This is a genomic window from Pseudomonas sp. WAC2 (assembly GCF_030403525.1).
In the GTDB taxonomy this organism is placed as follows: domain Bacteria; phylum Pseudomonadota; class Gammaproteobacteria; order Pseudomonadales; family Pseudomonadaceae; genus Chryseomonas; species Chryseomonas luteola.
In genome coordinates this window covers 334,800-348,352 of record NZ_JAUEPD010000002.1, presented here as the reverse complement: position 1 = coordinate 348,352, position 13,553 = coordinate 334,800, and the positions used below count along the sequence as shown (strand labels likewise).

14 protein-coding genes and 1 tRNA gene are annotated in these 13,553 nt (G+C 52.7%); 3 read left to right on the top strand and 12 right to left on the bottom strand.

Features of this window, described 5'->3' with window-relative positions; translation table 11 throughout:
• Positions 1-172: 172 nt before the first annotated feature.
• Both codA and codB read right to left on the bottom strand, forming a co-directional pair.
• The gene (codA, locus tag QWJ10_RS05775; protein ID WP_289924705.1) at positions 173-1,414 is read right to left on the bottom strand and encodes a cytosine deaminase; all 1,242 of its coding nucleotides are present in this window, start codon (positions 1,412-1,414) and stop codon (positions 173-175) included.
• 66 nt (positions 1,415-1,480) lie between these two features.
• Positions 1,481-2,755, bottom strand: coding sequence for a cytosine permease (codB, locus tag QWJ10_RS05770; protein ID WP_289924702.1), 1,275 nt, complete (start codon positions 2,753-2,755; stop codon positions 1,481-1,483).
• 351 nt (positions 2,756-3,106) lie between these two features.
• On the opposite strand from codB, the gene QWJ10_RS05765 reads away from it, so the two are divergent.
• Positions 3,107-3,331 (top strand): hypothetical protein, encoded by a 225-nt coding sequence (locus QWJ10_RS05765; RefSeq protein WP_010795154.1) that lies wholly within the window; start codon positions 3,107-3,109, stop codon positions 3,329-3,331.
• A 174-nt stretch (positions 3,332-3,505) separates the two neighbouring features.
• On the opposite strand, the gene QWJ10_RS05760 is transcribed toward QWJ10_RS05765, so the two are convergent.
• The 8 genes from QWJ10_RS05760 to QWJ10_RS05725 form a co-directional block, all read right to left on the bottom strand.
• On the bottom strand, positions 3,506-4,252 hold the full coding sequence (locus tag QWJ10_RS05760) for a TerC family protein (protein WP_010795155.1): 747 nt from the start codon (positions 4,250-4,252) through the stop codon (positions 3,506-3,508).
• Between the two features lie 138 nt (positions 4,253-4,390).
• Positions 4,391-5,221, bottom strand: a complete 831-nt coding sequence (locus QWJ10_RS05755; protein ID WP_289924700.1) for a betaine/proline/choline family ABC transporter ATP-binding protein — start codon at positions 5,219-5,221, stop codon at positions 4,391-4,393.
• Positions 5,218-6,069: a proline/glycine betaine ABC transporter permease gene (locus QWJ10_RS05750; protein WP_289925065.1), complete on the bottom strand. Its 852-nt coding sequence runs from the start codon at positions 6,067-6,069 to the stop codon at positions 5,218-5,220. Before QWJ10_RS05750 ends, QWJ10_RS05755 begins: the two co-directional genes overlap by 4 nt.
• A 30-nt stretch (positions 6,070-6,099) precedes the next feature.
• On the bottom strand, positions 6,100-7,083 hold the full coding sequence (locus QWJ10_RS05745; RefSeq protein WP_289924699.1) for an ABC transporter substrate-binding protein: 984 nt from the start codon (positions 7,081-7,083) through the stop codon (positions 6,100-6,102).
• 135 nt (positions 7,084-7,218) lie between these two features.
• Complete coding sequence (locus QWJ10_RS05740; RefSeq protein ID WP_289924698.1) at positions 7,219-8,007, bottom strand: PhnD/SsuA/transferrin family substrate-binding protein; 789 nt, start codon at positions 8,005-8,007, stop codon at positions 7,219-7,221.
• 10 nt (positions 8,008-8,017) lie between these two features.
• Positions 8,018-9,046, bottom strand: coding sequence for an ABC transporter substrate-binding protein (locus tag QWJ10_RS05735; RefSeq protein ID WP_289924697.1), 1,029 nt, complete (start codon positions 9,044-9,046; stop codon positions 8,018-8,020).
• 111 nt (positions 9,047-9,157) lie between these two features.
• Positions 9,158-9,910 (bottom strand): carbon-nitrogen hydrolase family protein, encoded by a 753-nt coding sequence (locus tag QWJ10_RS05730; RefSeq protein WP_289924695.1) that lies wholly within the window; start codon positions 9,908-9,910, stop codon positions 9,158-9,160.
• Between the two features lie 119 nt (positions 9,911-10,029).
• Positions 10,030-10,341, bottom strand: coding sequence for a hypothetical protein (locus QWJ10_RS05725; protein ID WP_122042038.1), 312 nt, complete (start codon positions 10,339-10,341; stop codon positions 10,030-10,032).
• A 223-nt stretch (positions 10,342-10,564) separates the two neighbouring features.
• Between QWJ10_RS05725 and treA the strand changes: the two genes are divergently transcribed.
• Both treA and QWJ10_RS05715 read left to right on the top strand, forming a co-directional pair.
• Positions 10,565-12,220 carry an alpha,alpha-trehalase TreA gene (treA, locus tag QWJ10_RS05720; protein ID WP_289924691.1) on the top strand — a complete coding sequence of 552 codons (1,656 nt, stop codon included), beginning with the start codon at positions 10,565-10,567 and terminating at the stop codon, positions 12,218-12,220.
• A gap of 130 nt (positions 12,221-12,350) precedes the next feature.
• Positions 12,351-12,587 (top strand): hypothetical protein, encoded by a 237-nt coding sequence (locus tag QWJ10_RS05715; RefSeq protein ID WP_289924690.1) that lies wholly within the window; start codon positions 12,351-12,353, stop codon positions 12,585-12,587.
• 51 nt (positions 12,588-12,638) lie between these two features.
• Here the strand turns inward: QWJ10_RS05715 and QWJ10_RS05710 are convergent.
• Together QWJ10_RS05710 and purC are read right to left on the bottom strand one after the other, a co-directional pair.
• Positions 12,639-12,728: transfer RNA gene (locus QWJ10_RS05710), tRNA-Ser, on the bottom strand.
• Positions 12,729-12,824: 96 nt separating this feature from the next.
• Positions 12,825-13,535, bottom strand: coding sequence for a phosphoribosylaminoimidazolesuccinocarboxamide synthase (gene purC, locus QWJ10_RS05705; protein ID WP_219652649.1), 711 nt, complete (start codon positions 13,533-13,535; stop codon positions 12,825-12,827).
• Between the last annotated feature and the right edge of the window lie 18 nt (positions 13,536-13,553).

Sequence of the window (13,553 nt, the reverse complement as noted above, 5' to 3'; positions counted from 1 at the left end):
TATTTATACCTAAATAACCGTTCTAAATATTTTTATGCCTGTTTAAGCGAAGCGCTTGACAAGCGCATTAGTGCTTGTGCACAAGTCCTGAACATTGCCACTTGACTCAGGGTGTATTTTTGAGCATAGCCCTTCGCCTGAGTTAGAAAATTTAGTGAATTCGTATGTTTTATCACCCTGCCAGACTGACCTCGGCAGGACGACGACTCATTAACACCCTGCCCTCACGGACAGAAAACAGTGGAAGGCCCTGGCTTCTTATCATTTCATAGTCCGAATCGGCTGACAGGATCAGCAGATTGGCCGGGCGCCCTACTTCCAGCCCATATCGGTCACCCAGCTGCATGGCGTTGGCGCTATTTACCGTCACTAGATCCAAGGCATGCTGCAGGCGCTCATAACCGAGCATGTGACAGATATGCAGGCCGGCCTCCAGTACCCTGAGAATGTTGCCGTTACCCAGCGGATACCATGGATCAACAATAGAGTCCTGCCCGAAGCACACATTCATACCGGCCTCCAGCAGTTCGTTCACACGCGTTACGCCACGCCGTTTGGGAAAGGTGTCGAAGCGACCTTGCAGGTGAATGCTCTCGGTGGGGCACGATATAAAGCTGATACCTGAACGACTCAGCAGACGAAACAGCTTTGAACAGTAGGCATTGTCATAAGAACCCATGGCAGTAGTATGGCTGGCAGTGACACGTGAGCCCATGCCACGACTACGCGCCTCCTCTGCCAACACTTCCAGAAAGCGGGAATGGGGATCGTCTGTCTCATCGCAGTGAACATCCACCAGACAACCTGTGCGCTCAGCCAGATCCATCAGAAATTTGACGGAACTGACCCCTTGCTCACGGGTATATTCGAAGTGAGGGATTCCGCCAACCACGTCGGCTCCCAGCCGAATGGCCTCCTCCATCAGTTCTCGGCCCTGAGGATAGGATTCGATTCCTTCCTGGGGAAACGCCACAATTTGCATGTCAACTAAATGGCTTGTTTCTTCCCGAATTTCCAACATGGCCTTCAAAGCCGCCAGACTGACATCGGTTACATCCACATGGGTACGAACATGCTGGATACCGTAGACCGCCAGGGCATTAATGGTCTGCTTGGCCCGCGCCTTGGTATCTTCGTGGGTAATAGTCGCCTTTCGCTCTCCCCAGCACTCAATGCCTTCGAATAACGTGCCGCTCATGTTCCACCGCGGTTCCCCAGCTGTAAGAGCTGCATCCAGATGGATATGCGGTTCGACGAAAGGCGGAATAACCAGATTGCCTCGCGCATCCAGTATTTCAGCGCTGGTTGGGCTCACAAAAGCGACCTGTGATTCGATTGCAGCGATCCGGTCGCCTTGCAAACGCACAGTAAACAGCCCTTCCTGACCACGCAGCCGCGCATTGATGACATTCATCGACAGACTCCTCAAGCAAAGGACTACTTACTCTTTATAACAGTAGGTGATCTGGAACATTCCAGCCTATGCCTCTGCGCGAGCGACAACCGATAGCCGGGTCCCCACCAGGCCACACAGCATTACGTACCCCAGTGCGGCAGTACCAACGCCGACAAGAGGCGCCAACCAAGGGGAGAAAAAGGCTGCCAGAACCCCCAGGCCATAGGCCGCAAGCCCAACCCAATTGAATTTAGGTAAATGAACAGTCGCCAAGAGGGGGTAACATCCTCTATGACGATAAAAGAAATCAGCTGCAATCACGCCGCCGATAGGAGGGATAATGGTTCCCAATATAATCAGGTAGGGGACCAGCAGATCGTACATGCCCAGCACTGCCAGCAATGTACCTATTGCTGCGCCAACCAGCGTAACGGTCCGCCGGCGATCTGTTCGAACCAGATTACAACCCGCCACAGCGAAGTTATAGATAGTATTGTCCTGCGTGCTCCAAAGATTAAGCATGAGCATGGCTATCGCTGCCAGCGAGAAACCCTGAAGCAGCAGGACCTCCACCACGTCCGGTTGTTGGTACACAATGGCGCCATAGGCGCCGATCAGCACCATCAGGCCATTGCCGATAAAAAAACCAGCCAGGCTGGCCAGAATAGCGACTCTCCCAGTGCGAGCAAAACGTGTCCAATTAGTAGCCTGTGTCGCCCCGCTGACAAATGTTCCAAACACTAATGTCAGCGCTGTGCTATACTCCATCGTGTTGCCTGGTTGTATTGCCAGCAGGCCTTCCAGCCCACCGATCTTTCGTGTTGCAACCCACATGGATAATGCCAGCAGGCCACACATGGCGGGTACAGCAATATAAGATAGGATCTCCAAGCCTCGGTAGCCAATATAGGCTGTGGCACAAAAGCCAAAACCGAAGATCGCCATTAGCAACAGCACAATGCCTTCGGGCAATCCCAGAAACTTACCCAGCACGACTGCCGCCGTCGCCGTGCCCCAGGCATACCAGCCAATCTGCGTGAATCCCAACACCAGATCAGACAACTTGCTTCCTACCTCGCCAAAGCAGAACCGGCCCATCAGAACAGAATTAAGGCCGCTTCGATATGCGATATACCCCAGCAAGGCGGCATAAAGACCAAGCAGCAGATTACCTACCGTGATCACGCTCAACAGGGTCTTGAAATCGAACGCCGTACCAATCTTACCGCCCGCAAACATCGTCGCGGTAAAGAAGGTAAAGCCCAGCAGCACCAACGTTGTCGACCAGACGCCCCGACGGGCTGACATAGGCACTTCACTTAACGGATAGTCGTTCGCGCTTGCGTTCGTCTCGCTCATTTCGCTATTCCCGCTTGGTCATATGGACCTGAGAGCAAGTGCGAAGCGCATGCCAAGCGCTGTAACGCTCTGGTGCAACCTAATTACTGCGGCAGGAAGGTGCTAAACAAGAGGCCAACGCACAAAAGCGGCTCATTGTCCTTTAGCTTTGCCTTGAAATGGTTCACTGCAGTGGCAAACACAACACTGTGCTGAAGCAATTTGAAGCACATGAAAAAGAGACATTTTCCATTCAGCGACTTAGCTTAATGGGAAAAGTTGGCAAAAAACTTGCTAAAGCAGGTTATCAATGCAGCAAATTGACGCCGCTGCTGTCATAAGCGCGTCACGTGATTCAACTAAAAGAAGATTATGAATACACATCAGCAAACTCAAACCGCAATCCAAATGCTTTCCTCTGCTTTCGCTCCGTTCGATTGTGTAATCGCTGCGCCCAGCAAGAAAGGCTTTTCATTCATCATCGTCAATGAATTCGGCGTTGCGCGCCATACTCAGCGACTTTACCGTGAGGAATACAGCTGCCCGACTCGTCTGCAGTCCGTTATCGAACGTGCACGTAAAGCCATCAGCGCCTGATCCATTCCCGCCTTACTTTTCCTAATACGATGCCCGACACGCGCCTGACAGGCAGCGTGCAACGGTGCATGCGTGCCAGCGGAATCCACCCCTTTCCGGCAGGCACAAAAAACCCGTAGCGGTCACAGACGCACTACGGGAAGACGAGGAAACTCTCGCGCGGCTCTACAGGATCTAACGCTTGCGCTTTGCGCGGCGAGCCAGCATGTTCAGGCCTTCGATAACGGCCGAGAATGCCATGGCAGCATAGATATATCCCTTGGGCACATGAGCGCCAAAACCTTCAGCGATCAAGGTCATGCCGATCATGATCAGAAAGCCCAGCGCCAGCATGACAACCGTGGGATTGTTATTGATGAAGCGCGCCAGCGGATCAGCGGCGACCAACATGACGGTCACCGCGACAATAACGGCGATGATCATTATGGGCACATGCTCGGTCATCCCGACAGCCGTAATAATGCTGTCGATGGAGAAAACCAGATCGAGCATGAGAATCTGGACGATGGCCGAGGTAAACCCAAGGGTAACGGCCTTTTCACCGCTTTTACCTTCGAATAGGTCGCCTTCTGGGTCAGGATCCACATTGTGATGGATCTCCTTGGTTGCCTTCCAGAGCAGGAAGAGACCACCTGCTATCAGGATGATATCTTTCCATGAGAAGCCCTTGCCAAAGAGTTCGATCACCGGCTCGGTGAGCTGAACGATCCAGGCAACCGTTCCCAAAAGACCTAGTCGCATGACCAGCGCCAGGCCTATTCCGATACGCCTGGCCTTTTGCCGATGCTGCTCGGGCAGCTTGTTGGTCAGAATGGAAATAAAGATCAGGTTATCAATACCGAGCACCACTTCCATGGCGATCAGTGTCGCCAAGGCAACCCAGGCGGTAGGATCCGAAATCAACTGCTGGAGGTAATCCATGAACCTTTTTCTCAGAAAATAGGAGAGTTAAGGCGCCGATGAGTTACCAAAGGCACCCGGTTACCCTGAACTATAGCCAAAAGAAAGATGTGAAATTTTTGTCGTATCTCTGATTTGTTTTTGTTTCAAATCATTGAGCTAGACATTTACCCCGGAGATACTCCGGTTTCGATATCGCCGAACGAAACGATCAACATACTCGTCTGTCGGTTCGTTGAGAATGTGCTGCGGGCTTCCCACCTGAATCAGCTGGCCGTCCCGCAGGATTGCAATCCGGTTTCCCAGCCTGACCGCCTCGTCCAGATCGTGGGTAATGAAAACGATGGTCTTGTGCAGGCGCTGCTGTAACTCCAGCAACTGATCTTGCATCTCGGCACGAATCAGTGGATCGAGCGCCGAGAACGCTTCGTCCATGAGGATGATTTCTGTGTCAGTTGCCAACGCCCTGGCCAGCCCGACTCGCTGGCGCATACCGCCTGACAGCTGATGGGGCCATTTGCGCTCATACCCTTTGAGCCCTACCGCTTCAATCCAGTGCTGTGCATGCGTTTCTCGTGCAGTCCGGCTTTCGCCACGCAGCTTCAAGCCGTAGGCCACATTACCCAGTACGGTTTTATGGGGTAACAGCCCGAAGCCCTGGAAAACCATGCTGATCTTGTGGCGCCGGAAATGCCTGAGCTGCTGCATGTCATAGGCCAGTATGTTCTCGCCATCGACTCGGATAGAACCGCTGGTGGGATCAATCAGGCGATTCAAATGCCGAACCAGCGTTGATTTGCCCGAGCCTGACAGCCCCATAATCACAAATATTTCGCCCGCTTCGATGGACAGCGATAGTCCATTGACTCCGATGACACACCCGGTTTCCGCCAGCACCTGATCCTTATCCCGGCCCTGGCGGACCAGCTCAAGCGCTGCGGCTTCGCGACGGCCGAATATCTTATAGATGTTATCGAGCTGAATTTTCATCGCTCGCCCTCATAGCGTGAACGACCATACGCCTGAGTGATGCGATCAATCACAACTGCCAGGATAACAATCGCCAGACCTGCTTCGAGCCCCTTGCCTACGTTGAGCGTCTGGATACCGACCAGAACTTCCTCACCCAAGCCACGTGCACCGATCATCGAAGCGATTACAACCATAGACAATGCCATCATGGTTGTCTGATTGATACCCGCCATGATGCTAGGCAAGGCCAATGGGAGCTGTACGCCAAACAGCTGTTGCCAGCGATTGGCACCAAAAGCATTGACGGCCTCCATGATTTCCTTGTCGACCTGTCGGATTCCCAGATCGGTCAGACGAATCAGCGGTGGCGCCGCATAAATGACAGTAGCAAAGATAGCCGGCACCTTACCCAAACCAAACAGCATCAGGACAGGAATGAGATATACAAAGCTAGGCATGGTCTGCATGATGTCCAGCAGTGGCAGCAACACCGTACGCAGCCGGTTACTGCGTGCACACAGAATGCCCAAGGGAATGCCGATCAGTACCGCAATCAGTGTCGCGACCAGCATCAGCGCCAAGGTCTGCATGAGCTTGTCCCACAACCCCATGGCGCCCACGAGAAATAGCAGCCCGGTAATGACCGCAACCGGTATCACACGTCGCGTGGCGTGGTAGGACACAACAGCCACGACCAGCAGAATCAACCACCACGGTGTTGTCCGGAGAGCGCCTTCAAGCCGGACGATTGCCAGCAGAAGCACATCGGAGATCTGGCGGAACACATCGCCATAATTGGCAACCAGAGCGTCTACCCAGCCATTGACCCAGTCAGCAATAGAAAACGTGAGATTGTCAGGAAACATAGACATGCCCGTTTGGTAAAGGTAGGCCCTTCAAACAGGGCCTACCCTCACATGACCTGCGAAAGCCTCCAAAGAGGCCTCGATTTTTTGTGCAGCGGCAGCATCAACCCATTCATGCCAGACATCGGGGTGCGCCTTCAGAAAAGCTCTGGCAGCGGTAGGCGCGTCCTGCTTATGCTCGGCCTGTTCTGCCAATGCCTTGTTCAACAGGTCAATCGGCACGTTGACCTTTTCCAAAACGGCAACAAGCTCCGGGGCGTTTTCATAAAAAGGTTTGGACAATCCAGCCTGCACCGTTATGGCTTTCTCATCTCCCGGTTTGCTGGCTAACTTGATGAGATCCGCTCGCCCCAATAGTGGCGTAGGCGACCAGTAATAGGTCAAGATGGGCTGCTTGCGCTTCACGGCCGATAGGATTGCGGCATCCAGTGCCGGCCCTGTGCCAGGGCGAAAATTGGTAAACGTGTCGGCCAATCCATAGCGTTCGAGCATCTCGGTATTTTCCAGCTCGCATGTCCAGCCGGCTGGGCAATTATAAAATCGACCTTTCCCAGGCTCCTCTGGATCGCGAAACAGCCTGGCGTATTTAGGCAGATCACTGATGGACTTGAGATCTGGAGCCTTGGCATTCTTGCCTTCCACCAGATAGCGCGGCACGTACCAGCCTTCCGTCGCACCTTTAATGGGAGCGCCAACACCCACTACCTTGCCTGCATCAGCGGCTTTGTTCCAGACGTCGCTACGACCGATCCACTCTTCAGCAAAAACCTGAATATCATTAGAGGAAAGTGCTGCCTCCAACGTAATCGAGTTACCTGGAATACTATCGGTCTTACAGCCGTAGCCTTCCCTCAAGACTGTCGACATCAGCTCGGTGAGAAGCATCCCGCTTTCCCAGTTCACACCGGCGAACTTGACTGGCTTACCAGACTCACACCAACCGGCTGCCTGCGCATTGCCTATAACCAGCCCCAGCGCCAAAAGGCCTACCGCCAGGCCATTTCTTGCGTTCATGATCTGCGTCCTTAGCATCCATACGCCTGCCCGGCGCGAAAAGTCGTTACCTATCGAAGCGGCTGTTTTGAGCCTGGATGCCCTTTGCAGTTTCATAAAAACTACAGCGAAACAGGAAAAAGCCTGCCCGGCTACTCATGCGATAATGGGATATCCAGCGGCCATTGCTCGATCACGCTGGGCAAGAATCACTCGATAATCGTCAAGGGAGGCCGGTACAAACGAGCGAATAGCCAGTGTTTCAGCCAGCGCAGGCTGCTCCTGCAGGACCTCGTTCAATACGTGCTGCATCTGCTGTACCTCTTCCAGACTACGTGACGCTGCGGTAATGATCGGCAACGCAGGCGTCAGCTCCGTGTGGGCGAGAACTCGTGTGCGAGCTAACGTGTCAGGCGCATAACGCTCAAGGTACCCCCAGGTGACGCAATCAATAGCTGTCAATTCCGTCTCGCCGTGGCTGAGTAACTCCAGGCTTGTCACATGGGCACCGCTGGCCTTGACCTCACCAAAGAATCGCCCCTTTTCAGCCATGGGCGCGACTGTCACCCTTAATAAATTCATGCCGCTATTGGAGTCCAGCGCGTTGATGACCACACGCGCACCTCGAAAGGCCTCTAGAGTACTGCGCTCATCATCTGCGTGGACCACGATAAAACTGCGGTGCTGAGCACCTTCACAGCCGCTCAGCTCATAACAAGGCGTTGCTACGATCTGAACCTTATCACGCAGGCGCGTCATCACTGGATAGCCGCAGCTCTGAGATAACAGCAGGCTCGGTGATGACCATTGCGCCATGAGATCAGCGGGCGCTTCCTCACATTGTTGAATACCCAGATGCGCCAGGACCCGCTCGATAAAGATCTGACCGGCCTCGCGTACCGGTTCAGGCGTAACGTACATGGGCCATGTGGCTAACGATGTCACGGGTAAATACTCACTGTGCGTTCAGGGCGGCATCCACCCGCGCCGCGGCATCAGCCGGAAGCCAGGCAGACCATATATTGCGATGTTCCTTGAAGAACGCTAGGCTCATCGCATCGGCATCCTTATGTTTCTCCGACATTTCGGCCAATATGTTGTTGAATAATGGAAGCGGTATTTGCACCTTTTCAAACAGCTGTACAAGCTCAGGTGCCTGGTCATGTAGATCTTTCGAGATGCCGATCGTAATCTTCGCAGGGAGCGAGCGGGACGGTAGAGGATTGGGGTTCTTGGAGTCGGAAAGTGTTTCCCAGGCTTGCTGACTAAACGGTGGCTCCTCAAGCTGTATCAGCTTGAAGCGGCCCATCAACGGCGTAGGCGACCAGTAGTAAAACACGATCGGCTCGCCTCTGCGGATAGCCGTACTGATGGCCGCATCCAGGGCTGGGCCGGTTCCAGTACGGAAATTCGTAAAACTGTCAGTTAACTTGTAGGCCTTGAGCTTTTGCGTATTGACGATTTCACAGGTCCAGCCAGTCGGGCAATTATAGAAACGACCTTTGCCGGGTGATTCAGGATCCTTGAACAGATCCTTGTATCGCGACAAATCCGTTACAGACTTCAGCTCAGGTGCCTTGGCCTCAATCCCACGAGCCGAATCGCCCTTAACCAGATATTCTGGAACCCACCATCCCTCCGTAGCCCCCTTGACCGTTTCTCCAACCGAGAACACCTTGCCGGCCTTCTCCGCCTCACGCCAAAACGGGCTACGGCCAGCCCACTGCTCGCCTGTCACCTGAATATCGTTTTGCGCCAGCGCATTTTCCATCGTTACTGTATTGCCGGGAATTGCATCGGTCTTGCAGCCATAGCCCTTTTCCACCAGAAAGCGCAGCACTTCAGTGGTGAACATGCCGCTCTCCCAGTTGAGACCTGCAAATATCACAGGCTTATCATAGGGACATTTCACCTTCTCAGCGTAGGTGTAATGTGTCATACCCAGGCTTGTGACAATCGCAAGAATGGACAAAGAGATACGCATGGAAGCTCCTTCATGCTTGGCAACAAGGTCTTCGCCTGTCGCTAAATTGCTCATGCAGCTCGTACTTAGCGGCCACCTCACAGTATTTCGGCAATGCGTAACGGTGTAGTCTCAACTCAGCAGTACCACCCGCCCCTGCCAGGTAGAACCATTACGGGACGCGATTACGAGCGCTTCACGGTCATGTAGCGCCTGGATAACAATTTCATCATCAGGCAGCCAGAACGTACTACGTCCGGTCGCAAGCCAGCCACCGGTTTCGCCTACATGGTTAGCCAACAGGATAGGAAAGCCATGAATCTGCGCATACGACCTTAGCTGCGCAGTATCAGCTTCAAAACCACTTGGCGTAATAAGGGCGCTGGTGACATAAAGAGAAGCACCTGCCTGAGCCGCACTCGCAGCATGCTCGGGGTGACTTGTATCGGCACATATGGCCAGGGCTATGCGCTCGTTCTCAAGAAGTAGCAGTGGCCCACCGCTTCCCGCCTGAAATGCCTGGTCTTCACCTTCGTGCAGGTATCGCTTGGTATATAGCACGTCGTCCCGCCCCGCACCTATTACCAGCGCCGCAATAAGCGGCTTCCCTGTCGAACTTAACGGCATGCCTGCCAGGATTGATATGCCTGTCTGAGCAGTAGCCTTACGCAACGGCACTAAGCGAGGGTCATTAGGCAACAATGCATTCTGGCTAGCCGTCTCCCACTCATACCCTGTCAGTGACAGTTCAGGAAAGACAAGAAAGTCGACGCCTTGCCGAGCAGCCTGTTCGATTACACGGACATGGCGCTCGACATTAGCTTGAATGTCATGACCAACCGGCGTGATCTGTGCAGCAGCGATTACGATACCTGTAGAACTCATCGGCACATCCTGGCAAGGAAGGCCAGAGGATGCCATATAACAAACCCATGACGTCAACATAACGTCCGAGCCATACCCGACAAGATAGGTAGTAGAGGGGTAGAAAGTGATGGATGCAGTCAGTCCCTAGGCAAGGGCAACAGAATGACTTCTACCCAGTTTTCATAATCCATGCAGATTTCAAGTGTCTCGATAGTTGAGATCATATGAGTCGTCTTGATCTCAGGATCGAAGCGCTTGTTCTGGATAACAGCTTTCCCACCATTGTTGAGCATCATGGCCACAATGATTGGTTCGCTTTCAAAATTGACCAAATGACGAAAAACAGCCTCGTAAATATCCTGAGTGCGACCAGAAGCAGGCGAGTCAATTTCTACCTGGTAAATAGTACCGGCCTTCAAATAGCGATAACTCACAGTAGAGAAATGCATCGGTCAAGCACACCGAAAGACAAGGTTTCTTATCTTACCTGATAGCAATTGGCCATTTATCAAAAAAGCGTAAATCTCCGCAAAAGAAAAAGGCTATTTGCGGGCAAAACTTCAAAATGAACCTGACCGTTTTCAATAGCTGAACAAAAAGCAAAGCTTGACTGGACGAACTTGCCGGATAATCAGCTGGTCGATGGTTGAGAATGATCAGAATGGGTTTTCCATGACATTTCCTCTCGTCCGCCACGCTTATCGATCCACTCGGCTTCTGGCCTTTTCCGCTTCGGTTGTTCTGTTGGGTGCCTGTGCCACTGCTACAGACAGATCCGAGATGTGGAGCTATCAAAATGCCCAACAGCATCAAGCGCTTCCACCAGATCAGGCGTACCCAGAATTATTTACAGCAGTACAGCAGCAATGGTTATTCGACGATCAAAAGCATTTTGTCGATGCCCTTCCGCTAAGGCCTCCCGCCACTATCCGGGCGGACTACTTGGCGCAACGAGCCAACCCTGGCTTTGATCTCAAACGCTTTGTGGCGGACAACTTCGAGCCATCAGGAGCTGCTGAAACCCAAAAGCCTCAGACAGGTACCGATATCCGTGAACATATCGATAACCTCTGGCCTGTACTTACACGACATTATGAGAAGGTACCGGCATATAGCAGTATGCTACCACTACCCTACCCCTATGTTGTTCCGGGGGGTCGCTTTCGCGAGCTGTACTATTGGGACTCCTACTTCACCATGCTTGGCCTGGTAGAGAGTGGACAAACGAAGTTGGCGCGTCAGATGCTGGATAACTTCGCCTATCTGATCGATACCTATGGCCATATCCCCAATGGCAATCGCACCTACTATCTGAGCCGCTCCCAGCCACCCTTCTTCTCTTATATGGTTGAGCTGGAGGCAAAGACGGAGGGGGATGAAGTCTATCGCCGTTACCTTCCGCAATTGCAAAAGGAATACGCTTATTGGATGGAAGGTTCGCAAACGCTAAAGCCCGGCGAGGCTGCCCAGCACGTTGTTCGTCTGGCTGACGGTACGCTATTCAACCGCTACTGGGATGCCAACGATACGCCTCGCCAGGAATCCTACATGCAAGACAAGGAAACGGCAGCCAAGGCTGCTGATCGCCCGGTCAATGAGGTTTACCGAGACCTGCGGGCCGGAGCAGAAAGTGGCTGGGACTACACATCACGCTGGCTGGGTGATGGGAAAACTCTCGCGACTATCCGTACAACCGCTATCGTTCCGGTAGACCTCAACAGCCTTCTCTATCATCTGGAAACCACAATTGCACTTGCTTGTGAAAAGAACGCCATGGCGAATTGTACGCAACGCTATAGCCAGCGTGCAGAAGCGCGAAAGGCTGCCATAGAGAAGCATCTGTGGAACAACAAGGGCTATTACGCTGACTACGATTGGCAGAAAAATCAACTCAGCGATCAGATCACAGCCGCTACGCTCTATCCTCTTTATGCAGGGATCGCCAATTCCGCTAGAGCCCGGCAAACCGCATTGACTGTTGAAAAGAATCTGGTCAAAACCGGTGGGCTTGTCACTACGCAAATCCATAACGGACAGCAGTGGGACTCTCCCAATGGCTGGGCTCCGCTTCAATGGATCGCCGTAGAAGGCTTGCGCCGCTATGACCAGCAGGATCTAGCCAGAACCATCGGCCAGGGTTTCCTTGATCAGGTGCAGACGCTATTCACCAAAGAGCACAAACTGGTCGAGAAATATGATGTGGAGGGTTCAAGCCAGGGAGGTGGCGGTGGTGAGTACAAACTGCAGGATGGCTTTGGCTGGACCAACGGTGTCACGCTGAAACTACTCGACCTCTATCAGCAACCACCAGCTAATGCGCAACCCTGACACCATTAACCAAAGGGCAAGTCTATCCCTTTGCCCTTTGGTTGCCTCGCTGGACATGGACGTCCTGGCTTTTCACAGCTTTCGTTCCTATCGCCTAGGCTGAGCAATACACCCCGTTACCGGAGCGCCCATGATCGACACGACTTCTCACAATATCGCTGACCTGAAACAACACCTTTCTAATGCATTGGACGAAGGTCTAAATGAAATCAAAGCGCATCAGGAGGAAGGTCTCGATATCCCGGAGGCCATGCATGAACGCCTGATCCGTATCCGCTCAATGCAAGAATCCCTTGAAAAAGGAGAAGACATACGTCTTGAGCTCGAACACTTCGAGGCGTGGAAAAAAGAAAATAATTTGATTTGAGCTGTATAGAAATAAAAAAGCCCCGCAGCATAACTGCGGGGCTTTTTAATATGGCGGAGAGATAGGGATTTGAACCCTAGGAGCCATTGCTGACTCAACGGATTTCGAATCCGTCCCGTTCGGCCACTCCGGCACCTCTCCAATGCAGCGCATGATAACAGCTGAAATGCGTCAGGCGAAGCCTTGAATGCAAAATTTCTACCATTATCAGGCGTTTGCAAAAGCCGCCTGCCAACCTTAGAGCGGTACGCCTAAGCGGTTAGCCACTTCTTCATAGGCCTCGATAACGTCACCCAGCCCTTGGCGAAAGCGATCCTTGTCCATCTTCTTACGGGTTTCCTTATCCCATAGACGGCAGCCATCAGGGCTGAACTCATCGCCCAGCACAATCTGGCCATGATGCACACCAAACTCCAGCTTGAAATCCACCAGCAGCAGCCCTGCGTCATCGAACAGCTCTTTCAGCACGTCGTTCACCTGGAACGTCAGCTCTTTCATGCGAGACAGCTGTTCAGGCGTAGCCCAACCAAACGCATAGACATGGGTTTCGTTGATAAAGGGATCGTGCAATGCATCATTCTTGAGGAACAGTTCAAACGTAGGCGGGGAAAGCTCCAGCCCTTCCTCAACACCCAGGCGACGCACTAGGCTACCAGCAGCATAGTTACGAACCACACACTCCACAGGAATCATGTCGAGCTTTTTAACCAGACATTCATTGTCCGCAAGCAACGCATCGAATTGGGTTGGAATCCCTGCTGCCTCAAGCTTTTGCATGATGAAGGCGTTGAACTTGTTGTTCACCATGCCTTTACGATCAAGCTGCTCTACCTTTTGACCGTCGAACGCAGACGTATCATTGCGAAAGAGAAGAATGAGACGATCCGGGTTGTCCGTCGTGAACACAGACTTGGCTTTGCCGCGGTAGAGTTCGGTGCGTTTTTCCATGATGGCTCCGCTTTTAAA